General features: G+C 47.8%; 30 protein-coding genes. 12 read left to right on the top strand and 18 right to left on the bottom strand.

Annotation, left to right across the window (positions count from 1 at the left end; translation table 11 throughout):
* Window positions 1-139 precede the first annotated feature (139 nt).
* Both istA and istB read left to right on the top strand, forming a co-directional pair.
* Window positions 140-1,648 carry an IS21 family transposase gene (gene istA, locus ACOGW3_RS23035; RefSeq protein ID WP_419901087.1) on the top strand — a complete coding sequence of 503 codons (1,509 nt, stop codon included), beginning with the start codon at window positions 140-142 and terminating at the stop codon, window positions 1,646-1,648.
* Complete coding sequence (gene istB / locus ACOGW3_RS23030) at window positions 1,645-2,457, top strand: IS21-like element helper ATPase IstB (protein WP_419901088.1); 813 nt, start codon at window positions 1,645-1,647, stop codon at window positions 2,455-2,457. The genes istA and istB overlap by 4 nt, the downstream gene beginning before the upstream one ends.
* A gap of 7 nt (window positions 2,458-2,464) precedes the next feature.
* Here istB and ACOGW3_RS23025 read toward each other — a convergent pair whose 3' ends face one another.
* The 16 genes from ACOGW3_RS23025 to ACOGW3_RS22950 form a co-directional block, all read right to left on the bottom strand.
* Window positions 2,465-2,821, bottom strand: coding sequence for a hypothetical protein (locus ACOGW3_RS23025; RefSeq protein ID WP_419905082.1), 357 nt, complete (start codon window positions 2,819-2,821; stop codon window positions 2,465-2,467).
* Between the two features lie 88 nt (window positions 2,822-2,909).
* Window positions 2,910-3,455 (bottom strand): hypothetical protein, encoded by a 546-nt coding sequence (locus ACOGW3_RS23020; RefSeq protein ID WP_419905081.1) that lies wholly within the window; start codon window positions 3,453-3,455, stop codon window positions 2,910-2,912.
* 84 nt (window positions 3,456-3,539) lie between these two features.
* Window positions 3,540-4,619, bottom strand: coding sequence for a hypothetical protein (locus tag ACOGW3_RS23015; RefSeq protein WP_419905080.1), 1,080 nt, complete (start codon window positions 4,617-4,619; stop codon window positions 3,540-3,542).
* A 4-nt stretch (window positions 4,620-4,623) separates the two neighbouring features.
* On the bottom strand, window positions 4,624-5,331 hold the full coding sequence (locus tag ACOGW3_RS23010; protein ID WP_419905079.1) for a hypothetical protein: 708 nt from the start codon (window positions 5,329-5,331) through the stop codon (window positions 4,624-4,626).
* Window positions 5,328-5,543 carry a hypothetical protein gene (locus ACOGW3_RS23005; protein WP_419905078.1) on the bottom strand — a complete coding sequence of 72 codons (216 nt, stop codon included), beginning with the start codon at window positions 5,541-5,543 and terminating at the stop codon, window positions 5,328-5,330. Before ACOGW3_RS23005 ends, ACOGW3_RS23010 begins: the two co-directional genes overlap by 4 nt.
* 8 nt (window positions 5,544-5,551) lie before the next feature.
* Window positions 5,552-5,728 (bottom strand): hypothetical protein, encoded by a 177-nt coding sequence (locus tag ACOGW3_RS23000; RefSeq protein WP_419905077.1) that lies wholly within the window; start codon window positions 5,726-5,728, stop codon window positions 5,552-5,554.
* A gap of 72 nt (window positions 5,729-5,800) precedes the next feature.
* Complete coding sequence (locus ACOGW3_RS22995) at window positions 5,801-6,589, bottom strand: hypothetical protein (protein ID WP_419905076.1); 789 nt, start codon at window positions 6,587-6,589, stop codon at window positions 5,801-5,803.
* A gap of 125 nt (window positions 6,590-6,714) precedes the next feature.
* Entirely contained in the window at window positions 6,715-7,947 is a 1,233-nt protein-coding gene (locus tag ACOGW3_RS22990) for an ISL3 family transposase (protein ID WP_419901077.1), read from the bottom strand.
* Window positions 7,948-8,124: 177 nt separating this feature from the next.
* Window positions 8,125-8,253, bottom strand: coding sequence for a hypothetical protein (locus tag ACOGW3_RS22985; RefSeq protein ID WP_419905075.1), 129 nt, complete (start codon window positions 8,251-8,253; stop codon window positions 8,125-8,127).
* A 125-nt stretch (window positions 8,254-8,378) separates the two neighbouring features.
* Window positions 8,379-8,852 carry a hypothetical protein gene (locus ACOGW3_RS22980; RefSeq protein WP_419905074.1) on the bottom strand — a complete coding sequence of 158 codons (474 nt, stop codon included), beginning with the start codon at window positions 8,850-8,852 and terminating at the stop codon, window positions 8,379-8,381.
* Window positions 8,853-8,929: 77 nt separating this feature from the next.
* The gene (locus tag ACOGW3_RS22975; RefSeq protein WP_419905073.1) at window positions 8,930-9,415 is read right to left on the bottom strand and encodes a hypothetical protein; all 486 of its coding nucleotides are present in this window, start codon (window positions 9,413-9,415) and stop codon (window positions 8,930-8,932) included.
* Window positions 9,416-9,463: 48 nt separating this feature from the next.
* A complete protein-coding gene (locus ACOGW3_RS22970) occupies window positions 9,464-10,210 on the bottom strand; it encodes a hypothetical protein (RefSeq protein ID WP_419905072.1) in 747 nt (248 codons plus the stop codon).
* A gap of 6 nt (window positions 10,211-10,216) precedes the next feature.
* On the bottom strand, window positions 10,217-11,122 hold the full coding sequence (locus ACOGW3_RS22965) for a hypothetical protein (protein ID WP_419905071.1): 906 nt from the start codon (window positions 11,120-11,122) through the stop codon (window positions 10,217-10,219).
* Complete coding sequence (locus ACOGW3_RS22960) at window positions 11,115-11,615, bottom strand: hypothetical protein (protein WP_419905070.1); 501 nt, start codon at window positions 11,613-11,615, stop codon at window positions 11,115-11,117. The genes ACOGW3_RS22965 and ACOGW3_RS22960 overlap by 8 nt, the downstream gene beginning before the upstream one ends.
* Window positions 11,615-12,112, bottom strand: coding sequence for a hypothetical protein (locus ACOGW3_RS22955; RefSeq protein ID WP_419905069.1), 498 nt, complete (start codon window positions 12,110-12,112; stop codon window positions 11,615-11,617). The genes ACOGW3_RS22960 and ACOGW3_RS22955 overlap by 1 nt, the downstream gene beginning before the upstream one ends.
* Before the next feature lie 233 nt (window positions 12,113-12,345).
* Window positions 12,346-13,392 (bottom strand): XRE family transcriptional regulator, encoded by a 1,047-nt coding sequence (locus ACOGW3_RS22950; protein WP_419905068.1) that lies wholly within the window; start codon window positions 13,390-13,392, stop codon window positions 12,346-12,348.
* Window positions 13,393-14,077: 685 nt separating this feature from the next.
* On the opposite strand from ACOGW3_RS22950, the gene ACOGW3_RS22945 reads away from it, so the two are divergent.
* A complete protein-coding gene (locus ACOGW3_RS22945) occupies window positions 14,078-14,629 on the top strand; it encodes a hypothetical protein (protein ID WP_419905067.1) in 552 nt (183 codons plus the stop codon).
* Between the two features lie 12 nt (window positions 14,630-14,641).
* On the opposite strand, the gene ACOGW3_RS22940 is transcribed toward ACOGW3_RS22945, so the two are convergent.
* Both ACOGW3_RS22940 and ACOGW3_RS22935 read right to left on the bottom strand, forming a co-directional pair.
* The gene (locus ACOGW3_RS22940) at window positions 14,642-14,986 is read right to left on the bottom strand and encodes a Rap1a/Tai family immunity protein (RefSeq protein WP_419905066.1); all 345 of its coding nucleotides are present in this window, start codon (window positions 14,984-14,986) and stop codon (window positions 14,642-14,644) included.
* 24 nt (window positions 14,987-15,010) lie between these two features.
* Window positions 15,011-15,388 (bottom strand): Rap1a/Tai family immunity protein, encoded by a 378-nt coding sequence (locus tag ACOGW3_RS22935; protein ID WP_419905065.1) that lies wholly within the window; start codon window positions 15,386-15,388, stop codon window positions 15,011-15,013.
* A gap of 326 nt (window positions 15,389-15,714) precedes the next feature.
* Between ACOGW3_RS22935 and ACOGW3_RS22930 the strand changes: the two genes are divergently transcribed.
* The 9 genes from ACOGW3_RS22930 (at window position 15,715) to ACOGW3_RS22890 (ending at window position 25,515) form a co-directional block, all read left to right on the top strand.
* Window positions 15,715-16,485 (top strand): hypothetical protein, encoded by a 771-nt coding sequence (locus ACOGW3_RS22930; RefSeq protein ID WP_419905064.1) that lies wholly within the window; start codon window positions 15,715-15,717, stop codon window positions 16,483-16,485.
* On the top strand, window positions 16,475-16,885 hold the full coding sequence (locus tag ACOGW3_RS22925) for a hypothetical protein (protein WP_419905063.1): 411 nt from the start codon (window positions 16,475-16,477) through the stop codon (window positions 16,883-16,885). The genes ACOGW3_RS22930 and ACOGW3_RS22925 overlap by 11 nt, the downstream gene beginning before the upstream one ends.
* Window positions 16,886-17,196: 311 nt before the next feature.
* Complete coding sequence (locus ACOGW3_RS22920) at window positions 17,197-17,748, top strand: hypothetical protein (protein WP_419905062.1); 552 nt, start codon at window positions 17,197-17,199, stop codon at window positions 17,746-17,748.
* An 87-nt stretch (window positions 17,749-17,835) separates the two neighbouring features.
* Window positions 17,836-19,674 (top strand): hypothetical protein, encoded by a 1,839-nt coding sequence (locus ACOGW3_RS22915; protein ID WP_419905061.1) that lies wholly within the window; start codon window positions 17,836-17,838, stop codon window positions 19,672-19,674.
* Window positions 19,675-19,745: 71 nt separating this feature from the next.
* Window positions 19,746-20,198, top strand: a complete 453-nt coding sequence (gene msrA, locus ACOGW3_RS22910; RefSeq protein ID WP_419905060.1) for a peptide-methionine (S)-S-oxide reductase MsrA — start codon at window positions 19,746-19,748, stop codon at window positions 20,196-20,198.
* A gap of 94 nt (window positions 20,199-20,292) precedes the next feature.
* Window positions 20,293-20,769, top strand: coding sequence for a GNAT family N-acetyltransferase (locus ACOGW3_RS22905; RefSeq protein ID WP_419905059.1), 477 nt, complete (start codon window positions 20,293-20,295; stop codon window positions 20,767-20,769).
* A gap of 138 nt (window positions 20,770-20,907) precedes the next feature.
* The gene (locus tag ACOGW3_RS22900) at window positions 20,908-22,254 is read left to right on the top strand and encodes a dihydrolipoyl dehydrogenase family protein (RefSeq protein WP_419905058.1); all 1,347 of its coding nucleotides are present in this window, start codon (window positions 20,908-20,910) and stop codon (window positions 22,252-22,254) included.
* Window positions 22,255-22,827: 573 nt separating this feature from the next.
* Window positions 22,828-24,228, top strand: a complete 1,401-nt coding sequence (locus tag ACOGW3_RS22895) for an alkaline phosphatase D family protein (protein ID WP_419905057.1) — start codon at window positions 22,828-22,830, stop codon at window positions 24,226-24,228.
* A 294-nt stretch (window positions 24,229-24,522) separates the two neighbouring features.
* On the top strand, window positions 24,523-25,515 hold the full coding sequence (locus ACOGW3_RS22890; RefSeq protein ID WP_419905056.1) for a tetratricopeptide repeat protein: 993 nt from the start codon (window positions 24,523-24,525) through the stop codon (window positions 25,513-25,515).
* Window positions 25,516-25,517 lie beyond the last annotated feature (2 nt).

Genomic DNA, 25,517 nt, shown 5'->3' with positions numbered 1-25,517 from the left:
TGGCCGGTGGATCTGATCATTAAAAAGGGCGTGCCCGTTTGATAATCAGATCCACCGGCCAAGGCTTAATTTGGTGTTAGTTACAAGCTGCTGTGAGTTGATAAATTAGGAACCTCTAGATGTAATTGGAGGAACCTGTTTGCCGTATAAATTTATCACAGATGAACAACTGAGACTTTACATGACAGATAGAAAAACTCATGGTCAACGAACCGCCGCTGCCCGCGCAGGGTTTAGCGAACGCACGGCCCGCCGATTTGACGTTGATGCGACTTTACCGTCACAACGCAATATAAAGCGAGGGCGAACAGTTTCTGATCCGCTTGAAGATATCTGGGATAAGGACATCCTTCCCATTTTGGATAAAGACAACTCGGTCAAACCCATTACTTTGTTGCGCCACATACAGAGCCTCTATCCGCTCCGTTTTCCCGATGACCGTGTCAAGCGCACGTTAGAGCGCCGAGTTCGGGGATGGCGGGCTCTGAATGGCCCTGAAAAGGATATCATTTTCAGGCAAACACCTGAGCCGGGTTACATGGGCCAATCAGATTTCACGGATGCAGCCGACTTAAGTATTACCATTGCAGGAGATCCTTTGGTGCATCGGCTCTATCATTTTGTTCTGGTATATAGCCGATGGGAACATGTTGGGGTCGTACTTGGCGGTGAGAGTTTTACAGCCCTTGCGGAGAACTTACAAAATGCGCTTTGGTCCTTGGGGGGCGCTCCTGAAAACCACCGGACCGACAGCCTGTCTGCGGCCTTTCGGAATTTGAGCGTTGAGGAAAAGGAGGACATTACCAAACGTTATTCTGCTTTTGTTGAGCACTACGGTATGGAGGCCAGTCGAAATAACAGAGGGGAATCACACGAGAACGGTGCCATTGAATCTCACCACGGTCACCTTAAGACTGCGATAAAGCAGGCCCTGATTTTGCGTGGCAGTAATGACTTTGACACTTTGGATGAGTATCGGCGATTTTTGGACGAGCTGATTGCTAGACGGAACAAACATCGTGACCAAGATATCCAAACAGAGTTGAAATCTCTCAAGGCGTTACCTCCTCGGCGAACAACAGATTACACTGAAGTCGTGTCGAGAGTTACCAAAACAAGTGGTTTTTTAGTTAAGCAGGTTTTTTATAGCGCCCCTTCTCGCCTAATTGGTCAACGCTTGCGTGTCCATATTTACGATAACCGGATAGAAGCCTATCTAGGCAGCACTCATGTCGTCAGCCATTCTCGTGAGCGGGGGCACGGCAAAGGCCCCCGCATTCATGTTATCAATTATCATCACGTCATTCATGCTCTCAAACGTAAACCTCAGGCACTCGCCAATTCTATTTATCGTGACAGTATTTTTCCAAGAACCGAGTACTCCCTGGCCTGGACATTGTTTCAGAAAAAGTTGTCCCGCAGAGATGCGTGTCGTCAGATGGTTGGGATACTTTTCCTTGCGCACGAAGAGGCTTGTGAGGCCGAAGTCGCGCACCTGATTTCGAGAGAAATCAATGCAGGAAGGCTACCTTGCGCAAAAAAACTTAAGCTGAATATCACAAAAAAGAACACGGATTTACCTCCTGATATTCCCGTGGTTCAACCTTCATTATCAGTCTTTGATACTCTGTTGGAGGATCGGGCATGACAAACATTGAAGTGGATCAGCACAAGCTGCCTCTTATGCTAACTGACTTACGATTACCCAGCTTTCACAAACACTGGCAAGATATCGCAATCCAATCCGACAAGGAGGGCTGGTCAGCAGCCAGGTTCCTTGCCGTTTTGGCCGAATATGAATTGGCCGAAAGGGACACGCGACGCATTCAACGCCATCTCAACGCATCAAACCTGCTGGGCGGAAAAACTCTGGCCACTTTTAACTTCAAGCGGCTGCCTAACGTGAAAAAGGCGCAGGTCGAAGCCTTGTCTGCCGGTGACTGGATTGACGCAAGAGCAAATCTGATTGCCATTGGAAATTCAGGGGGAGGAAAAACTCATCTCCTATGCGCCGTAGGTTATGCTCTTATAGAGGCTGGATACCGTGTGCTCTATACGCAAACCAGTGATCTGGTGCAAAAACTCCAGGCTGCCAGACGTGAACTTATGCTCGAAAACGCCCTCGCAAAACTCGATAAATTTGATCTCATCATTCTCGATGATATTACCTATGCACAAAGGGATATATCTGAAACATCCGTGCTCTTTGAATTGATCGCCAGACGATATGAGTACCGAAGTATTGCAATTGCTGCCAATCAACCTTTTAGCGGATGGGACAATATTTTTCAAGATAAGGCCATGACCGTTGCAGCAATCGATCGTCTTGTTCACCACTCAACCATTCTTGAGATGAATATCGACAGCTACAGACAATGGGAAGCCGCCCAAAATCTCAAAAAAATGTTGCGGAAAACCACAAACAAAAAGGTGAAAAATATGCCTGAAGCATCGTAAATAAACGTCAGATCACAGCCGCATCAAAAGCGGCCAAGGTGGTTGACGCAACCGGACAAAGTGGTTGACGCTCTACAATCGCGAGGTCGTACCCCAATACGTCATAAGGTAAGGGGGCGGGTTGAAGTATAAAGGGAGTAAATGCCAATAGGAAAAAGGCAAAAAAGAAGAGCGCTGCGATTACGGCACGTCCCGGTTTGTATTCACTGGAATGAAAGAAACGCGGCAGGATGAGAACCCCGGCAAAGAAATAACCAGCCAAGGGAATAAGGAAGCTCTCTGGGTTGATCACGACATAGTAACTGTTCTGCAGGCCATCGCCATAAAGTGCGATAAAGGAATACAGATGGGAAAACAGCAGCATTCCCGGCAACCCAACAATGGAGCTGAAAAGCCCAAGGGCTAGACGGTGTAATATACTGGGTTTAAGTTTTGGTTTTATGGGCATGGGATTAGTCAGATCTATTTATATTTTGTTTCCAATATTTCTCTTTCCTTGGATACAAAACGCAATAACCCAGCCACGAAAATAAACCTCCTATTGGGGCAATTAAGATGGAAAGGATTATTAGACTAGGGGTAAGGTTAATTAGCAGGTCGGTAAGGGGTAAGGAAAATTCACTCTCTAACGGAGCTTTCGAAGATTGGTTCATAAAGTATAGAATGTGAAGAATACTGTATAAGCCTTGGAGGAGGGATCCTGTGAAGAACACAAGCATTCCACCCCAAAAAGCTCTCCCCATTTGAAATGCTTTTGGAGACAGCCTTTGAAGTAACAAAAAATAGCTCAGGAGAAATAATGTCCCAAGAATTACAAGGTCTGTAAAATTATAAGGCCATAGTAGTGAAGGGTTGAAAGAGAAAGGCACGGTAGGATTTTTAATATAAAAAATAAGTTCGCCGAATAAGGTGCTGGTAAATAATCCAGCTATGGCCATGTAAATCGCAAGATAAATTCGCGGGCGAATTTGTAGTTTTATTCTTAATGCTTTACCCATTTATATGACTTCCTTTTATAAACAATACCAGCCTTTGGTTGAGATTAAATGCCCCAGCTGGGCGATAAGCTTATGGGCGTGGGGCTAGTCAAATACAGACCAAGGTTGGGGATGGTTCGTCATTCGCCGAATAAAGAGTAGGCGATAGCCGGGCCATATAATCAGCCCGCCTATAAGAGAGCCTACTAATACCAAAAATGTCGCGGTAGGGAGGTTAATTGACAGAAACAGAGTTAACTCTGAAGTCATCCACGATTTGATTTTTTCATTTGGGACTGTGTAGAGAGCATAACTGATAATGGTAATGAAACTGGTTAAGCCAAGAGCGAGCATTCCCCCCCCAAATGATCTTTTCGGTTTGTATTCACTGTAATTCAAATAGCGCGGGATAAGCGTAAAACCAAAAAATAAACATCCCGGAACCAGGATGAACATTTCAATTTCAAGGTCGCGTTCTAAATCAAAGGACCTACCTTCAGCTATAAGATAGATCAGCGTGAGTATGGCAGGAATTATTAATCCGATTGCCCCACAGTAAGATGCTGTGATCAAACGAAACTTTTGTGTTGTTCTGTTTGGGTTGAGCCTAGATGGGTTATAAGTTTTTATTAATTTAGTAGAGAGTGTCTCTGTCCATAGTGAAGTATTGGTGCTGCCAATATATGCCGGGTTTGAAAAGAGGAGTTTATTGATAAACCAGGCTGAAAATCCTCCAAGAAGAACCGCGATAACCATAGAAATTGTAAAGAGAGGTAATAGGTTCTCAATAAAAAGGGATAAGTAGATAATCGGCTGTGAGAAAATTTCTAAGTCGCTCATTAAGTACCCGGCTATGAGAGACCGAATAAACTGTGCAATAACAAAGGTAATAATCCCACCCAGGATGGCTTTGCCTGGATTGTACCTATCTTGTGACATAAATCTGGGAAGCAGAATATAGCTAAAAACGATGTTAATACTCGCGAAAGCTGCTTTTTGGAGGTTGAGCTCTAGATCCAACAACTCAAGATAACCAAAGGTATAATAGTACCACCCGATGGGAATAAGAAAAGTGGATATAAGGCCGACGAACCCGGAATAAAGCCCAAGTATCAGGCGAAGCCGTTTGGTGGGTTTTGATCTGATATCGATCGGTAAATCTGCTGTCGCCATTTCTTGTGTCATTGATTTATTTCCCTTCCGGCCTTTGGTAGAGATAGAAATGCGCCAGCCAGGCGAAGAAACCGCCGAGGGGGAAGGCGATCACGAGCCAAATTTTAGTGGTGAGCAGGGCCATGGGCAGGATTTGATCTGCAAATGTGATCTCGCTGGCGTGTAATAGCTGGGTGAAGGGAAGGTCCTGATCCGGGAGGTTTTCCTGGGTGATGCCAAGGGCGTAAAGCAGGGTAAAACACGCGAGAGCAAAGAGGCTGGCGATAATGCCGCCGATAAAGACGTGAACCGGGCTGTAGCTATCCCGGTTTAAAAAGTGCGGCAGGACCAGAGCGCCGGATAAAGCGCCGCTCAACAGTATGGCGGGCAAGTAGCTCTGACTGTTGTAATCACTGGTGAAGTAGGCCGTGAGACCATAGACAATCGCCAGCAGAATAAACAGGGTGGCGATCGCCAGGCGGGCAATTTTTTGCGATAAAATCGTAACGAAAATTCCCTTTTCGGCAAAGATTACAACGTTGAAAAGAACGCACCAGAAAGCGAGGGCAGAGCCGAAGAGAGCAAGGTCTGTGACCGAGGTGAACAGCCAAAAATCAATCGACAGAGAGCCGTCAAAAAGACTGCTGACGACAAAGCCCAGCAGATAGCTTAGCAAGGCCCCGTAGAAGGTCATAATCAACCGCAGGCGTAACAGGGGATTGGGTATTTTCGAGCCAGATTTCATAACGCACCAACAATGGAGCCTGAGGCCTTATGCCGACGTTGCAGCCAATAGGCCATAAGAAAGCCGATGGGAAGCAAAAAGATAAGGTAGGTAACATCTCCCACAGCCAAAACCGGCAGAGAAAGCGCCACCGCGCCACAAACTGCAATGACTTTTTTTTGCTTTTTAGTAAAACTGTTTTCTATGAGGACTGGTTTAACTGGTTCTGACACAGATGTCGTTACTCAAAAGCAGCTTTGTCGAGAGGTGGGCATTTTTGTTGATGGCGATGCATCAGGTAGGCCAGCAGGATCACTTCGGGTCCGGCAAAAGCAAAAGCGATGGCTGCCTTGGAATATGAAGAAAGCACAAGCAGCGAAAGGCATGCCAGATAGGCGGAGTAGAGCGTGATAATCACGCGCTGTTTTCTCGTAAAAGTCGTTTTTATCATGCTGCGGAGTATGAGTAGGATTTGCTGAGACGTCAAAGGCTAATTGTTTGATTTTGAACAGGACCATTTGCGAAATTTGAAATAGAGGTAATCAAGCCAGACGGCGAGCAGGCCAAAGGGGAAGAGGGTCGCCAAAGCAGCGATGATCAGATCAAGCATTGTGATGGTATTGATTATCGAAGGGCCCCTGGTTAAATCGCGAAGGGAATAGCCTGTTATAGAACTGAGCAGAAAGAATATTACCGCGTTGATTGCAAAGGCCGCGATCATCGTCAGGCAGCTGCCCATAAAGGTTTCCAGAGGATGGTGTTGCTGTTTTGATAAGAAGCGATGCAAGAGATAATAGCCGGCCAAAAGTCCCCCCGTTAGATAAAACACACCGATCGCAATCGCGGTATTCTGACCGATGATAAATGCGGGCATTATGGGAAGGAGGCCAGTACAAAAAGCAAAGCAGATTTTGTGTCTCCAGCTGTAAAACGGGGAGATGCCTTTGTTCAGTCTTGACTTGCCTTCTGTCTTGCCCTCTGGGGGGTATTTGAGGGGCGGTTTCTGTTCAGGGGTAGGTTCTGGAGTGGCGGGCGTGTCTGCCTGCAAAGGATAGTGATGTAGCAGTCGTGCAAATAACAGGGTCAAGGGGGCGGAGAACAAAGAGAAAGCTAGGGCCTGTGCGGGGGCTTTATATAGTATCGCGGCATAGGAGGGGCGCGGTGTTATCTGGAAAATTTCAACGAGAATTTGATAAAGAACAAGTGCGAAAGCACACGCCGTGAGAGTGCTCAGGCACCCCCCTAATAGGGGCTGCTTGATACTAAATTTCTGATGCAATAGTCCCCGGTCAATTTTTCCCTGATGAGTTCCTTGAGATAATAAATACCGGGGAAGAATAAAGTGGCACTTCTCCGCTTTGTTGAGTAGATTTAGGAGGCACTTCTCCGCTTTGTTGAGTAGATTTAGGATTTCAAATAGAGCATAGATTGATTATCTGGAATGGATGATTGTCTAATTTTGAGTTTGAAGTATTCGGTATCCTTGATGCCTCTGGCTCGCTTACGGATCATTCCTATACTGACATTACCAGCCTCTATCCTGGCGCTTGTGAGCTTGTGTTTGGCGTAGTTGCAGATGCCCACACAATGTTTCCGTAGGGATTTCGCGAACTTTTTTAGATAGAGCATCTGTGACTGATCTGCTATCAGGCACCAACGTTCCAGTTGCTCCGCCATCGCCTCAAATGAAGCGGCACTCCACAGCAGCTGAAGCTGTTCTTTCAAGACGTAAAGTGCATTCAGGTTGCTATTGCTCTCCAGCAACCTTTGCAGCTTGTCACTTTGTTTTTCACTCAACTTATCCGCATTTTTGAGCAACAGATAATGTGTCCCTTTCATCAACTCTTTACCACTTGGATCGGCCTTTCTGAACTCAAGTCGACGCTGATTATGGATAGCTTTGCTGTAGTTTTTCATGACGTGGAAACGGTCAAATACTATGTCGGCCAACGGCAAGGACTCTCTGACAGCCTTTTGGTAGGCAGGCCCCATATCCATCGCTACGGCCTTTATTTTGCAGGCTGTATCTGGTTGCAGTTGTTTCAAAAACCTTGAAAAAACCTCGGCAGTTCGGCCTGCTTCAACCCAGATCAGATGACCGCCAACCATATCGTAGACCACCGTCATGTAGTCATGACCTTTCGCCCGGGCAACTTCATCTACACCAATATATTCCAAGCCAGTTAGCTCTGCAGGATCAAGCGTAGGGAGAGTTTCAATAAGGTATGCCCTGTCGATATTCTTGACCGTTTCCCATCGTATATCCAAATGTCTGGAAACCGCTTGAATAGACATATGCCGACATAATCCACTGATCAGTCGGCAAAATCGGTGAGTGAAACGGCACCCTTTATCAACAAAATCACACCCCTCAATGCGGCGTTCGCCCTTGTTAATATAAACCTGCGCCAGCTCAATCTCGACCACACAAGGATACCCAAAAAGGGGGATGTCGTTTACTTGTCGGCGGACATGCTGGTTGATGCTTCCCTTCTGGCCTGTAGCAGGGTCTATAGCCCTCCTACGCGCGTCTCGGCTGCAGTGAATGACAATCTTAACACCGCCGTCATCCAGTTTAATTTCATTTACACGTTGCCCTTTGAGGCCTAAAATATGCTGCGAGATGTTGATTGTCATATACCTGCTCTATGTAAAGTTATCAGAAACCATACATATCAACAGGTTACTTGGCGGTCGGCATCTTTTTCTACTCAACAAAGCGGAGAAGAGCCAATAAAGTATCCCCCAATCAGCCCCCCGATAAAGTAGAAGGGCAGTGTTTGGGAGGGGGCGTGAGATCCAGAATTTGAGAGCTCAAGAATACCAATTACATGACCAAACAAGGCTGTTGAAAACAGCATCGCCAAGCTTGTCGTTGCCGCGCAGAACAGTGCCAATCCGCACCGTCGTAACTGGGTGAGCTGCTGGTACTCCATACGCCATTGTCTCACTTCCTAAACTGTGTTCATAGAAAATACTGATTCTGGACTAATGGAGAGATTTCTGGGACTGGTTTGGGGAAATGGGCTGGCCAATAAAGCTATGTTTTGGATAAGAAAAGCGCTTTGCTAATCAAATATCTCAGGCCTCAGTTCCGGGGGTCGATTTCTGGAGAGGGCGAGCCTGTACGAAAAAATGGCGGCGGCAATCGCGCCGATAATACTGTAGGGAATGGCAAAAAGGGCACCGAAAACCGAAATGGCCAAAACTCCGGTAAGGGCTTTTTTTAACTTATAGAAGCTTATATCTGAGAGAGAAAGAGCGGTGAGACTGTCCATTTCAGCGAAAATAGAGAGAAATAAGGCTGAGAAAAGGGCTGCGGCAAGAGTGGTGAGACACCCTGTTGCGATACTGCGCAAGACGGTAAATTTTTCAGGGGTGAGAATAGCAGGTGTAACGATAAGGCCACTGAAGAAACCGCCCAGAAATACAGCGATAAAGAACTCAATGTGGGGAAGTACAATAACCAGACTCAACGCGGCGACAAAGCCGAAGTAAATCCCTGATATAAACCGTTCTCTTTTTGTAAAAGTTGTTTTCATAATTTGATGTTACGTTCTTCTGCGACGAGATTATCGGTGGGGAATTGTTTTGTCGAATTTCAAACTTGATTACTGCTTCAATCACAATTTGCAAAGCGTTGATTTATCCCGGCGTACCACTGGTATAAATAATTGAGTAACCAGGCGAAAATAGCGCTGTATATCAAATAAACGGAATAGGTTACATGCCAATCCCTGAGTACGATTGCCTCGAGTAAACCGGTAAAGCCTGATTGCATATAGATATAAATTGCAAAGTGAAATAGTCCCGCGAGAGCCATGCAGATTTGTCCGTTAAAAGCGGGGGCAAAGAAGTTTCGCTGACGGGGGAAAACGAGATTGGGGAAAAGATGGTACCCCACGATAACGTATCCGGGAAGAGCAATAAAATCCTTGAGCAGGAAACCGGAAATTATCGGTAATTGGTTCGGGTTCAGGATATCGGCTTCTCTGTAATAATGGGCATATAGATAATAGCCGAGCACGGTAAAGAGAACAGCGGTAACAAGGCGGATCCATATAGGAAATTGATCGTCGTTGTCGGATGAAAAAAGACTCAGCATTGACCTAAACTTTGAGACATAGTGAAAACTGGAGAAACATGAAGGTGGTCAATCAAATGCCACGGTTTTTGATTTGTCAAAATTGTTTGCGGGGTTCGCGAGAAAAACATGCGCAAAGCAGGCTAGGAAAGCCGGGAGTGGTATAACCAGCAGATACCAGAGCTTCGGAAAAGAATAGTAAAAAATCATGTTGTGTTGAAAGGAGCTCTCAAGCCTGAGTTGATAGAATTTGCTGAAATAGTCGCTTATTTCTCCGGGTGGTAACCCAAACATAATCCTCGTTTCTTCGGTAGTAACAATAGTGGTGATGAGAAGGAAGAGAGTAAAAATTAAGATGCCAACCATGGTACCACCCAATCCAGCCCGAAATGGGTTGTAATCGGATGACACCACAAAACGGGGTAATAGCCAGAAGCCAAAAATCATTGCGCAGGGCAGCAAGGTCATTGTTGAGGTGAGTGAGGAATGATCTGTAGTCTGATGAAGTCCAATGATCCAAAGTATGCAGGTTAAACATAGAATGGGCATAAGGGCTTTATGAACATGATAATTTCGTAACGCTTTTGTCAGGTATGTACGGTCGTGGAATAGCAAATAAACGCAGGCAAATGTACCAATTGGAAGTAGCGCTAAAAAGATCATCCGATCAAAGTAAGAATGAAACGCCAGAATGCCATCTCGAAATCCTAGATCGGCATCCATTAACAAAATAATTGCGTAATAACTGATGAGGTAACTCAGGCCCGTTACATAGAATGCTAGAGTTATCCGTAGGCGGAAAGTTGGCTTTTGCATCGCGACCTAGATCCTCTTCGAACGGGAGCGGTAATTAAAGTAGAGGTAATCCCCACCAGCGCTAAGCAGCCCAAAGGGGAGAAGGGCACTAAAACCAAAGGCAAAAAAGAACAGCGCTTCTGTAAAGGGGCCGCCATCCATAAACATGTCACCAAAATTTTCACTGATAACCAAATCAAAAAGTATGTAAAAAAGATAGTTGATGATCACGGCTGTAATAAGCGAAAGAGCACCGCCTATCCCTGCATAGGCATGCCGTTTTTCTTTCCAAGAAAGGTAGTGAGGGAGAATAACAAGGCCTGTGATAATGCCCCCTGGGAAGAGTAGAAAGCAAATCAGTTGTTTAGAAATAGTAGCCCCATAAAGCATAAGAGCTACTATAAGTATGGTCGGGGGAAGGGACATGGAAAGGGCACAAATCAGCCTCTGTTTCCAGCCTATGATAGCTTTCCTTTTTTCGGACTCTTTTCTTTTTCCTCGTCTGAGGAAATAGGAAAAAAGTACTGTTGCAGGAGCGCCTAGGCTGGAGAACATGAGCCCTGATAACGTGGAGGTCTTTATTAAAAATGAAAAGATGGAAAACCAAATTGAAGCAGAAGAAGGATCGTTTTGAGAAAGAAGGGGACTGATAAGAGGTCCTGAGTAGAAGGCAAAGAAAATACTTGATAAGACGGCTGTAAAGACGGTGGTGATACAACCGGCGGCCAAGGCACGTAATGCAAGGAAACGATCTGGATTGAGGATGGCGGGAAAAATTAAAAGGCCCCCTAGAAAGCCTGATAAAAATGTACAGACAATAATAACTGGTTCTCTGCCAGTTGTAATAACGGCAAGCGTAAGTGAGGCGAGAGTGGCGACATAGAGCCCGGCAGCAAGGCGTTCTTTCAGGGTGAATTTATATTCATCATTCACGAATGTTGCGCTCTTCAGGGGTAATAATGTCGATGGGTAATTGATCTTGTCGATATTCAAATAAATACCTGTCGAGCCTGAGAGTTAGCATGCTTATGAAAGGAGACAAGACCGCTGAGGCAATAAAAACATATGGATGGGGGATTAAACTTTTGGCGGCATAGAAAAACTCCAGATCACTTACCGCCATAATAAATTCACCGCCACTTGAACCTAAGTAAATGGTGAGGAGGGTTACAAGGCAGCCTCCTAGTAAGACACGTTTAATATTTCTGGTTTTTTGCGACAGAAATAAAGGTAAAATAAAATAGCCGACCCCAAAGCCAATAAAAAGCGGGGGGAGAGTGTCGATGCTGGGTATGTCAAAGACTACAAAGGCTATCACCACAAAAAATGCTATAAATACCCCACAGATCAATTTTTCCCTACGTTTGAGAATTTGAGCTTTTTTGGCTGCTGTTCTGGAAAAGTCTTGGGAAATAAAATTTGCCATTACTCAAATACTTCCGGGTTCACAGGATCTTTTCTCTGTCGTTGATTGAAAAGCCATTTGTCCAAGACAATGGTTAAAAGCCCGACCAGAAGGGAAAGACCGCCAGCTATAACGCTGGTGATATAGATGAGAAGTAACAGTCCGAAAGCTTCGTTATCCCCGCCTATATAGCCGTCATAATTGTTGATGAAAATGATAAGCGCACAACTGGCGCCGGCTACTAGAGTGGCAATGCCACCACCTAGAAAAGCGAAAAAAGGTTTTCGAACGTCTTTGGATAGTAAAAGCGGGGTAACCAGATAGCCGGATAAAAAGCTGCAGAATACAAATATGAACATAATCGGAGAGCGAACAGTAGGATCAAGTGCGAAGAGGCCGAAGAAAATGGCCGATAAAAATCCGAGAGCTGCTCCGCACAGCAATTTTTCCCACAGTAGTAATTTGATTTGAGGCTGGGAGATTTCGGACAGAGGATTTTCTGAGATACTGTCTGCCATGTACTTCCTGAGAATTGTGAGTGTGGGTTGTTTTCTGGATCTTATTTAATGCATTAGTCGTGGTCTAGCGGAAAGTGTTTTCTCGAAATATTGAAATGTTAGATTTTTGCGGGTGAGTGCGGCGCTTGAAATAGAGGTAATTAAGTCATATTATCAAAAGGTTAATGGGTAAATGTTAGCAGATAATTTGAGCCTACACCGACCACTTATACCCCGCCGCTTAAACTCTCTCTTTAAACGCGCCGGCCATACCAGATGATGCGGCCGATGATGTTTACTTCGTCGAAGGTGCGCTGGTATTCGTTGTGGTTGGCGTTATCGGAGCTGATGCGCAGCAAGGCGGGGTCCGAATTGGGCACGTGCTCCAGGCGTTTGACCACCACGCCGATGCCATCCCACAGGGCGAATATTCCCGGCGGGGTTGGGCGCTGGTCGTTGGTGTCGATCATGACCCGGTCGCCGGAATGCAGGGTCGGGGTCATTGAATCACCCTGGACCTCGATGATGCGAGCGGCGGCTGGGCTGACGCTGAGTTCTGATCTCAGGTAATCACTGGGCAGGAACCAGTTGCCTTTGACATCATCGGCAATCGCCATGTTGCCGTCGCCATCAGGGCTATAGGCCACCGCGGCTTCACCACCGCCACCCATACCGCCACGCACGGCAATCTCTGCCACGGGATCACAGCCGGGTGCGGGGGCCGCGACTTTGGCCGTCCGGGCTTTTTTCAAGCTGCCCTGGGAATTGCTGCCTTTTATGTTGCTGACCGTTTTGGATTTAACCGGTTTAACCTTTATTCCCTTAGGTTTTTCCTCGGGTAAGAGAGAAGAGAGGTTGGCGTCAAGTGTTGCCTGGCTCTCGTTGGTAGGGGGGGTGTCGCTGGCAGGCGTGTTTGTCGGTAGTTCGGTGATGTTTGAGGTCTCAGCAACAGTCTCGGCCGTCTTCTTGTTGTTGACGCTGGTGACGACGGGATCGTTCAAATCGTAGTCAATGATCTCTCGTTCACTTGCTAGTTGCTCTGTTTCAGATCGTTCGGCATTCGGCAATTCTGGGGTGGTCAATTCTTCATCGGGCAGGTGTCTGCTGTCGCGGCTGGTGCCCATAAGCTCTTTTGGGTCACAAGACATGGCGAGGGAAAGTCGAACCATCCAGACATCTGTCAGGCGACGATCACCCTTTTCCAGTTTCATCACCTGTGCTTTGGTCGTGCCCGCTTTGTCGGCAACCTGTTGTAAGGTCATGCCTTTTTCTGTGCGGATCTCTTTAATTCTGTTTTCCATCTCATCAGCCTGACGTTTTTTTTAAATCAGTTTCTTAAAACCAAAGGTTTATTTTACTTTGCAGATGCCTTTAACAAACCAAAGGCGCCCAGACCAACTCTCATACAAAACCTCATACTTGCATATGTATCCACAATGGAAACAAAAATAGTTTACAAAATGGATACTTTTTTCTTGACTTCGGTTTCCACTATGGATACATTCTGGCTACCAAGTCAAGTGAATTATCACATTGTATCTTTAACATAAAACCCTGTTATCAGCATCCGACAGGATATCTGTAGGCAAGGCAATTTACCCGTAATACTTTCAACTACTGTCAGATTAATACCAATTCGTTTCCAAATAGGAAACTATACAAAAAATATAGAACAAAACGCGAACAAGTGATGATGAATGCTATTATTCACCTCTCCAAAGCAAGGGGGCCAGAGCAAGGATGATGAATGATCAAGAGAGATGACTGGCAGGCGTTTTATCGTCAGCAAGTCAAGACCTATGGAGATCTTATCCGATTGCCAGAGGTCTTACCGCCACGGTGCCGCTCCTCAACACAAGAAGGAGAGCAGCAAAAGGACCAGGGGGGGGAGATCAGGAGCCGATAAGTCCCTAAACCAGCCGGCAAAACAGCGATTAGACAAGACCCGTACACGGATTTCTTCGCTCGTAAAGGAAGATTGAGAACATGAAATATCAAATCAGAGAAGACCTTACTCCCGACCAGTCGATTGGCTTTTCACCCACGGATCAGGCTCCGCTTAAGAACAACCTGTTGGATAAAATCCAACTGACCCCAACCCCTTACGCAGTGTTCAAGGTTTTGTCCAAGGCCCGCGGACAGGAAATGGATTACCGTACCCTCAAGATCAAAAGCGGCATGGGCGCGGTCAATTCCTTTCCCAAACATATCCAGGAGCTGGTCGCAAAGGGCGTGGTGCAGTGCCTTGGTCCGCACCGCGATCGTTATGTCATCCTCAAAGTTGATCCCGCGCGTGTGGAATTGGTGCAACGTTACGCCCGCAAAACCAGTCAGCACTCACGCCCGGAAATCAACACCAAGACCAAAGAGCGCAAATGCCTTTCCTGCCAGAAAAAGTTCAAAAGCGAATGGGCCGGCATGCGGATCTGCACAGACTGTAAAACCACCCCAGCATGGCAAGACCCGGACAACCCCTACACTCCCGAAGGCGACACCGACGGTTCCGGCCTGTCCGATCTGACCACGGGGCTTTATTGAATGGGGAAGGTGTTAGCAGTCGTTTGCTTCAATCAAGGCTTTGCGAATAAGCGACGGTGCACTTTGCGACCATTCTGTTGGGTGGTCGTCGAGATAATCTATTACTTGCTCAACAAAATATTGGGATGGGTCACCGTAAGTACAGAAATCTACACGGTCTTTGAGCCCGTCATGAATGCCCATGATATAGCCGGTGCAATAAAGCCCTCCGACGGTTTTTTTTGGGGTTCCGGGAACCGGAGAACATTGTTTGTACAGGGACCGGCCCGTGTTCGGACGGGGGTGTTCTTGTTCAGTAGGGGATCCCAGACCGAGGCCAATACCTGTTGCGAGAATTATCAAACCAAAAGAATTCATTTTGCCTTGTTACCTTCGGGTGAATTACTGACAGCGGTGGGTTTCTTTGAGGGCAGCGGTAACGGCTATACGGGCGTTATCCTTTGCCAATTCGGGATGAGTTTCAAAATAGTTGAGGATAGCTTTAAAAGATGCTTTAGCCGAATATTTGGAATGGCAAATTTCGCCTTTCTCCATGAGATCATCTTCAACGGCCTGAATGTATCCGATACAATATATGCCTTTTTTCGTCCCGCGCAAATTTCCGGGAGAAGAGAAAAGTTCGCCGTTTTTATAAACGCGATCTGCGGTTTCTTTGCCACTGCGACAATATTTGAAAAGGACTTCTCCTTTGGTTGGATCGGCCTGTGCAGGTCCCGCCCACAACAGCGTAACGGCAAAAAAGGAAACCAGATATTTCATTTAACACATTCCCCCATAACGTGTGCTGAGAAGATGGCGAAAAGGCTGCGGGCAGTCAAGTGTGTGTTCTGTAATCACTATGCTCTAGCTTTTAGCATTGAAGAGGGAGTGCATGCATGAGCAAACTTCCGTGGTTTAAGTTTTTTCCGACAGATTGGCGGGCGGATGTGGGGCTGAAGTTATGCTCGCTTTCCGCGCGCGGTTTGTGGCTCGAGATGATTTGTATCATGCATGAAGCCGGGGGATATTTAGAGATCAATGGCAGCCCGGTCACGATACCTGCACTGGCGGCCCTGTCTGGCACCACGCCCCAAGAGATCACCGCATTGCTCGGCGAACTTGAAGAGGCCGGGGTGTTCAGTCGGGATCGCAAAGGCAGGCTCTATTCCCGGCGTATGCTACGTGATTTAAAAAAGGCCGGAGTGGCGCAAAAGAACGGACGCAGGGGCGGCAACCCAAGCCTTTTAAAACAAAGGGGAAATGGGGTCTCGGATAAGCAGGCGGATAAACCGCGGGATAATTCCGGGCTTAAACCCCAGAAGCTAGATGCCAGAGTCCAGACTCTCCCCATAACTCCCAAGGGAGTTAAAGGGGGGACGAAAGCGCAACCGGAACACCTTCCCAATAAAAACACCCGAGGCGTGCGCCTTGGGGAAGATTGGGAGCCGACAACAGATGATATTTCCTTTGCCAGAAAGAAGGGGCTGAATGATGAGTTACTTGCCGCCGAAGCACTCAAGTTTCGCAATTACTGGACCAGCCTCGCCGGACGCAAGGCCTGCAAGCTCAATTGGCACCGCACATGGCAGAACTGGATCTTGCGTGGGTTTGAAACTGGATACGAAACCGGATCTGGCTACCCTGCAACGGGCCGGGGCACGTCTGGCCGAGGTGGTGCGCACGGGCTCAAGTCCGGCGGACAACGACCGGGCGGTCTTGACCTCGCTGAAATCGGTGCTCGGGTGCTCAATCGGGCTCAGGCACAAGACGATCTTTCCCCAGAACGGGGCCAAGGACGGGGGCAGGAGCGGGGCCAAGAACGAGGGGTGTCATGCAAGACTGGAAGAGGTGATCTTGCCCACGGGGATGACAACTGAGCAACAGGCAGAAATGGTGCGCATTCTCAAACTCTCCCTGGCACCTCTGCCGCGCACAGAGATCATCCGCGAGCTGCTCAAGCTCAAGGTCAAAACCAACAGCCGCAACATGGACGCGGCGACTTTAGAGTTGCAGTTGGAGGTCTATGCCGACGAACTGGCAAAGTTTCCCGCCGACTGCGTGTTGCAGGCGCTCAAGGATGTCGGCCGACAAAAGTGGTGGCCGGAATGGGGCCAGCTCGAGCGCTTGCTCACCCCCCTGGAAGCCACAAGACGCCGGGTCTTACGTGAAGTCGAGTTGGCAAACGGGTTGATCAAGCCGAGAAGTTTAAATGCACGAACGGCGAGGAAACAGCCTACGCGACTTGGCGAATACATGAGCGAACTAAGCACAATCTAACTCTCCCCTAGCCGACGAGAGCACCAATCCAAAACTTATTCCAAGTTTTGGCAAGCGCAAGTGCGCGCCCGAGTTAATACGAGGCCAAGACTTAGCGGCGCTTGAGCTAAAACAAGTTCTGGCTTCAGAACTGATTAATTCTCAGTGGCGTTTGAGCGAAAACAAGTTCTGGGTTCAGAACGTAACAATTTTTAGCGGCACCTGAACGAATATACCAAAACTCACCCCGAGTTTTGGCAAGTGCGACTGCACGCCCGAGCTTATGCGAGGAGCCTTAGCGGCACCTGAGCGATAAAATAAAGGACACACTTATGAGCAAAAAACTGGACATCATCACCCCGGAACGCCGCAACAAGGACGATGTGATCGTGACAGGATCAGCCCATGCCAGTACCTCTGCCGCAAGAACATCAGGGGAAACCACGCAGGCCTTGCGGGTTGAGGCCCCAAGCCTGATCGAAACCCTGTATGAGCGCGGCCTGTTTGGCCCCAAGGAAGGTCGCGATCGCCTCGCTGAACGCCGCCGTGATAATGGCTTTTGGCTGATGGAGCTCTATGAGTTCCTCTATCATTCCGAGGGCGTCGCCCGCTATGAGCCCTTTTCCGGTGGCGCCAAAGGTTACGGCGCTGAGATGAGTGACGCAGAAGCCGAATTGCGCGCGCTCTATCACCGCTACCTGCGCGCGCTGCCCGCCGCCATGACCCAAAGCCTGCGCTTTCTCTGTAAAGATCAGCAACTACCCAGAGTACAAACCGTGCCGATTATCGATTGCCTCGACCAACTGGACAACTGGCGCGAAAAAGAACGCCGGGAGCGCCGGGAAATGGAGAGGGGTGAGAAAGATGGGAGAGTTAAAAATTGAAGGATGACAATCCTGAAGTTATTGTTATGGTTGAAATAGTGTTTGCTTTTAAACTTGTGTAGTAGGGGTGGTATGCGGTTTGCCAGAATGAGTGTTGCCTGTATCCGTGGTGTCAGAGGCGGTGCACTGATCGGTTTGGTGCTCTTGACGCAAGGTATTACCTCTCTGGCTTCGGCCTGTCCTGGCGATGAATCCGGATACATGCCGATTTGCGGTGGGTTAACGACCGTGCCAGACACAGATGTTGTTGTGATCGAAAGTTCTCAAAGCAAAAGCCGCAGCAATATTCTTTTGGGTCCCAAGGAATATTCAGCTGATCATGTGAAAATTGTAATTGGAAACGTAGAGCGCCCTCTTACAATTGTGGTCTCTCATTATGAAGCAGCTATTTTACACTTCTCTGGTAATGTTGACAAAATCGCAAAAGTAGTTGCGATGGGGGCCCGTATACAGGGATGGGATCATGTGGCCGTAACAGGGATCGATGCCAGAAAGGTAACTTTCCTGCCTGTGATTGGGAAAAACCAAGATTTAAAAACCACTTGCTCTGCACCACCAAAGGCCTGTGTTCCGCAGCAATATTTCAAGCTTGGGAAGTGGTGGCAGCGCTGGTTTAGTCATCTGCCACTTGACCCCTGGGTGTTCAGAACATCACCTGCTATGCACATCAAGGTGCTTCGTGGTGGCACTATCTTTATTCCCCCACAACCGGAAACAGAAACAGTCACTGCAACAGCCACGGAAAACAGCTTTTCTTCTGGGTGGCGTGGCGAAGTCGAACGGTATCGCGCCGAAACTCATGCCAGAGCGATTTTTGAGCAGGATCAACTTCTCTCTCCGACCACAATTGAGCTTGATCCCAACCTGCCATCCTGGGAAGGGATCGCCAATTTGGTCAAGAAAGGACAGATAAGGCCGGCTGGGGATTACGCAACCGACCCTGATTTAATTAACTTTTCCGAAAAATTCAGCGCGAAATATCGCAGCCGATTTGATCCGGATTTCAGTTTTAAACCGAGAATAGATTTCGTTTTGACGCCGAGCTTCCGGGGGCCTATACCACGCGATCTTGAACACAGTCAGTGGCGGCCAGTTACCTTCTTGTCGCGCTACCTTGACAGGCAAGAACGCAGAAAAGGCGATAAAGGTGATTATTGTTTTTATTCTGAAAATGACCCCTTGCTCTTACCTGAAGGTAGTTCATCAAAAGGTATTGGTTGGGAGAGGCGGCAACCAATGTGTCGCTCTGTCCGCCCCTTACTCGCATCTTCAGAGAAAAAGACTGACAGGCTAGCGAGGCTTCAATTGAACGCAGCTCTTGACCTCAGAAACCATCGCAAATGGGGGACGAAGCTTTGCCCCTTACTCGATATTCCGAAAGAAGCGGAGATAGTCGTCCTATCTACGCAAAACGGACGAAGAGGTGAGGGGATTGCGTTTAAGCATTGCGGCATTAAAAAATCTCACCACTCGGTTGGATCTGGCCTCGCGGGAGAAGTCACCAATGGAGTTGTTGGCCAATGTAATGTTGGACAAGTTAATGTCAAAGTCGACAGAGAGGGGCCTGTATTCCTTTTTTTGAAAGCGAGTAGTGCACTTAACTGGAATTTGGATGTTTCAAATGCGAGCCAGATTTCTGGCGTTGCGTCCATCGGAGATCGCCGTCAAATGGTGACGGGCCTGCCTGAAGGCGTCCCCTATAGCCAGTACGTTCCTGGTGACCGAGAGCTTCCCGATAGTTGTAGGAATGGACTTGTTTATGCCCATCCTCTCGTCGGAGGACCCGCAATCCAGCTTTTCGAAATGATGTTTAAAAAGGTATCTGGCAGTAGGATTGATGTTTTAATGAATAAGGGAATGTCGCCAGAGCAGGAGGATCAAACGCCGGAAGTGGTGAACAACTATACAAATTTTGTAGTAGAGTGATTACTCCTTCTATTTCTTAGGTGCGTACACTACATAAATGCTAAATAAGTAGTTCTAAACCGGAATTAATCATGGAATTAGCAACATTTGGCGCCGGATGTTTTTGGGGCATTGAGACGGCCTTTGGCCGGGTTCCCGGTGTTGTCGCGACCTCAGTGGGTTTTATGGGTGGGCGCACGGATAATCCGAGCTATGACGCGGTTTGCATTGGCAACACCGGGCATGCCGAAGTTGTTCAGGTCAGGTTTGATCCCGCGGTTACGTCTTATGACAGCTTGCTCGATCTGTTTTGGACCTTGCACGATCCGACGGTATCTATTCTAAATGATATGAATACGGGAAGCCAGTACCGCTCTGTGATATTCTTTCACTCACCGGTGCAAGAAGCGGTTGCTTTGCAATCCAGGAAGATTGTCCAGATCCTGAACCGGGATCCCATCGCGACAGAGATAGTTCCGGCAGGGCCGTATTTTCTGGCCGAGGAATATCACCAGCAATATGAAGCAAAGCAACGTCGACGTTAGGCCGGTCAAGCATTGATCCTCACTGTAATTTTACTGGCCAGGCTAAGAGCTGTTATTCATAACGAGGGACGGAATTTTACAACAGGTACGGTTCATGGATGATATTGAGTTTGTTCATCTCTTTGAAATCAAAGAAGAACAAATCATCGAGCTTATGAATAACGAGATGGTCGGCGAGCAGATGCCTTTACTTGCGGGCGGGTTTTCCAGTGAGAATTGCCAGGCCTTTCTTGCGGCGAAAAAGCAGCTTTGGGATGAGCACGGTTATGGCCCCTGGGCTTTCCTGATCAAGGGGGAATTCGCTGGTTGGGGCGGGTTACAACCCGAACACGGTGAGGCTGATTTTGCTTTGGTGCTTCACCCCAATTTTTGGGGTTGGGGCCGGAAGATTTTCAATAAGGTACGCGACCGGGCCTTTAGTCAGATGAACCTGAACTCGATAACGATCCTGTTCCCGCCAAGCCGGACAAACTGGAAAGCGATCACCCGTATGGGCTTTGCCAATGATGGTGAGATGACCGTTGATGGCGAGCTTTTCAAGAGGTTTCGCCTTAACAAGCCTCAGCTATAAACCATCCCATTTGAAGCATCAGAAAAAACGTCTGGGTTAGTTAACTAAAAATATCACCTGAGAGCTCTTTAAGTGATTATACTCTTCTAGAATTATCGCCAAATCTTTTGACGCCAAAACCTTTACGGAGATTAAGCCATGTCCAATAAATACGACATTATTATTCTGGGTGGAGGTAACGCCGGGTTTGGCGTTTCGGCCATTGCGCATGAAGCGGGTAAGAAGATTGCCTTTGTCGAAAACTGGGATTTTGGCGGCACCTGTCCCAATCGCGGTTGCACCCCTAAGAAGTTTCTGGTTTCTGCCGGACAAGCGCTGCACGATATTGAGCGGGCCGCGTTCCATCACATTGATGGCCTATCCCCCAAGCTTGATTGGGCAAAGTTAATCCAGCGCAAAAAAGAAGCAATCGATTTCCTTCCCGGAGCCATGGCCGGGCTGGCAGCAAAACGCGGCGACGTCTTTACCCAGGCGGGTAAATTTGTCGGCCCAAATGCAATCCAGGTTGGCGATCAGGTCTTGGAAGCCGACAATATCGTCATTGCCACGGGATCAAAAACCAGGCCCCTCCCAATCCCCGGGGCAGAACACATGATAACGTCGGATGAAGTCATGTTAGAAGAAGAACAGCCGGGGGAGATCGTCTTTATTGGCGGTGGCGTTATTGCCATGGAATTCAGCCACCTCTATGCCCGCGCAGGTAGCAAAGTCACCATTCTCGAAGCCATGCCGCAGCTCTTGCCACGGATAGATTCTGACGCTGTTGCCGTAATCCAAAAGGAAAGCGAGCGCATTGGCATTACCGTTGATACAAACGTTCAGATCAAAGAGATCACGTCTGAGGATGGCAAGTTCCACGTCTGCTATGAAGCCGGCGGGGAAATTCAGACCATCGCCGCGGATAAGGTCGTCAACGGGACGGGAAGAATAGCCAATGTCGATGGCCTCGACCTTGATGCCGGGAATGTTAAACACGACAGGATTTCCATCGCCGTCGACGAACACCTGCGCTCTGTAAGCAACCCGGCTGTCTGGGTGGCGGGTGATGCCTTGACCACCAGTCCACAGTTGGCACCTCTGGCAACCTATGAAGGACGGATTGTCGGGCAAAACATTGTTGAGGGGCTCAAACATAAACCCGATTATGCGACCATCCCGAATACGATTTTCACCGTGCCGACCTTAAGCTCGCTCGGGTTAACCGAGGCCGAAGCACAACAGAAAAAAATCAAAGTTGCCGTTTCAGTAAACGATATGACCGATTGGTTTACTGGCAAAAGTTATGCTGAGTCCGCGGCCTGGTCAAAGGTCCTGGTTGATACCAAAAAGGACCGGATCGTCGGTGCCCATCTGGTCGGGCATCACGGAGAGGAAATCATCAATCTTTTTGCCCTAGCCATGCGGCATGACATCCCGGCAAGCCAATTGAAAGAAGGCATTTACTCTTATCCGACTTTCTCCTACGACGTGAAGAGTATGTTCTGATTGAGGTTTATTCTAAAGCCCGAGTAAAAGGGCGTTATGTCATAAAATAAATTACGCTCCAGCCCTTGAAAACCGGGGTGAAAATACCCATGTCATTTCTACTGGTCGCTCCCATATTAGCGCACTATCAAGAAAAAGTATCAGGAAACTGATATGTGTAGATTGGGTGGAGGTGTTAAGCCGACCCGATCATCGGCTGGTAAATTTGGATGGTCCCGCTCCCATAACGTAATCCCATATGGGGGATCACGATATGCGTAGATCCAAAGACACAAGCGGTCATTAAAACAGATCGTTAAAATTAACAGATAACCCTTGAAAACGGTTGTCAAAATTGACTGTTAATTTTAGGTGTTTTTTCTTCATCGGGACTTCCAGCCTATCTTTCATAAAGCCCATAATATAACCGTGGATTTTGCCACGGTATTTTTTTTGTCTTTATTTCATCTCGCTTGGCAGAATGATTGTTTGTAATTTTACCCTATTGGTTGTGTTGGTGGGGTGCTCTGGTATAATTTTTCCCTAAAAGAACAATGCCGATTGCAAGGCAAAGTAATGGAGAGGGAGAATATTATGCCACCCATCAATATATCAGTAGATACAGCCATAACTGTGGGGCCTGTCATCGGCTTGGTGACGGATACAACTGCACGCATCGCCATAGAGGTCGACACCGCAGCAGAGGTGACTTGTATTGCCACGGATGACAGCGGTCACAGCATAACAATGCAAAAGCAACTGGCTAAAGACAGGTTTACCGCTTTTCAACTCACAGGGTTGGAACCGGGATTAAGCTATAAGGTAACTTTTGAGGGTGCAGATAGCCCGGTGGCGTCCAGCTTTCACACCATTGCAACAACACCGGATCGCATGAACGTCTGCGCGGTGAGTTGTAATTTCACCATCTTTCGTGAAGATACCGATTGCTGGCGTGATCTATACGACCGGAATATCAAACCCGGTAACATTGACCTCTTGGTTCATATTGGCGATCAAATCTATGGCGATAGTGCGTTTCAAGAAGCAGAGAGTATCCTGGATGGTGATCTGTTCGGCAGTCCGGATCAACAAGAACAAATCAGGGATCTCTATCGCCGCCTGTATCGCATGACATGGCGCTTTCCAGCCACCCGTGATGTCCTGGCCAACGTTCCTAACCTGATGATCTGGGACGACCATGAAGTCCGCGATGACTGGGGCAGTCGCGCAGGTGATAACAACCCTGAAACACAGGCACATCATATCGGTACCCTGGCCCATGAAGTCTTTCGCGAGTATCAGCGCCAGCTTTGGCAAGATACGGGTGACTGGCCGACGCAACGCTTTGAAGGTCATTTTCACAAATGGGGCGAGATTGGCGTACTGTTTGTTGATCAACGCGGCGGTCGGTCTTTTGAATATGATCCCACCCGCCCTTATTTGGGTTCCCAGCAGTGGCAGGAAATATCAACAGCTTTGTCCCCGGGGGGGTATTTTGACGACGTGCGTGGTCTGATCGTCATTACATCAGTGCCGCTGGTTTATCTCGGCGATGCCATTACCAACGGCGGATCAGGGCTGGTCGATGATCTCCAGGATCACTGGGCCTATGGAACACACCGTGCTGAACAGGTGGAGATGTTGCGTGCCCTTCGCAAATGGAAAGCCGTGGGTGGGCGTGAGCTCCTGGTGGTTGGTGGTGATGTTCATATCGGGCTGCACACGGATATCAAACACAACAAGGAAACCTTGTTTAAACAGCTGATTACCAGCCCGATGACCAATAAACCTCCGGGGTTCCTTGGATTTAAAGCGCTTAAGGGGATGCTGGAGTTGGAAGAAACTCTGACCGACAGCTATTCATTTGAGCACTCGGATTATACCCGGCTTCGCAACTACGGCATGATCCTGGTCCGGATCCCCGAAGACACGACGGCCATTCCCAAGGTCAGTGGCGGATTGGAAAAACCGCACAATCAAAAGAGTCGTGGCTAGGGAGCTTTCGCAAAGGAAATCGGATAAATCTATAAGCCAAAATGGAAGGGAGACCATCCCTTCCAAGCCACCCCTTTTCGTTAAACATCAGAGATTTTACTCAAATTATGAGTATATAACGAGTGTGAAAACATTCTCGTTTTAGGTTTGATCTAAAAGTTTATTACTATCATTACTTGCTTGTGTCCCCCGGGTTGTTTTATTCTTTTGTCCAGACAAACTCCTTTAATAGATCCTTTTTTCTCAATCTATTAGATTTTTTGTTCTTTTTTTGTTCCAATGCATAGGTCCCACATGAAATATATTGTTCTTTTCCTGAGTATTGTTCTCTCGTCTTTTGCTTTCGCTGCAGACTTCCAGAAGGGGGCTGATGCCTTTAAGACGGAAGATTATGCGCTTGCCATGGAAGAGCTATCTCCCTTGGCCGAGCAAGGGGATGCAGAAGCGCAGTTTTATCTGGGGGTAATGTATTTTAAGGGGAGTGGTGTTTCTCAGGACTATGAGGCCGCAACCAAATGGTCGACACTCGCTGCTGAACAGGGCCATGCGCGCGCGCAACATATCCTTGGTTTGTTGTACAGGTATGCCGAAGGAGATAAACGGGATTATCTGGAAGCGACAAAGTGGTTCAGACTATCGGCAGAACAGGGTGAAGCACCGGCGCAGTCCAATCTTGGTGATATGTACCGCTACGGGATCGGCGTTCCACAAGACGACGCGGCCGCTGTAAAGTGGATCAAGCTTGCTGCGGAAGGGAACTATGTTCCGGCTCAGTTCAATCTCGGTTCTCTATATCAATCCGGTCAGGGCGTTTCTCAAGATTTGGATTACGCCGAGATCTGGTATCAGGTTGCTGCGGAACAGGGTTTTGAAAAAGCAAAGATCAAATTGGCTCAATTGAGATCTCCAGAAAGTTATAATATTCAAGATGACCTGAAATACGGTTTGGAAGCACAAAAAAAGGGAGATTATTCCGAAGCCTTGGCAGAACTGTATCCCCTGGCTATGCAAGGGTCAGCAGAGGCTCAATTTGCTTTGGGGGTGATGTATCGACGTGCTCAAGGAGTGACCAAGGATGAAGCTGTAGCTCAAAAATGGACGCTTTTTGCGGCGGAACAGAACCACGTTGAGGCACAATACTTTCTAGGTATCATGTATCAGTTTGGGTTTGGGGTTACAGAAGATCACGATACAGCGGTTGAATGGTACAAACTTGCAGCCGCTCAGGGGCACATAGAGTCAGGGGGAAACTTGAAAAAGATGGCTCTTCTCCGCTTTGTTGAGTAGAT

It is taken from the genome of Kiloniella sp. (genome assembly GCF_965205715.1).
Taxonomy (GTDB): domain Bacteria; phylum Pseudomonadota; class Alphaproteobacteria; order Kiloniellales; family Kiloniellaceae; genus Kiloniella.
Note: the sequence above shows the minus strand (reverse complement) of the source record. Positions and strands in the feature narration are given on the sequence as shown.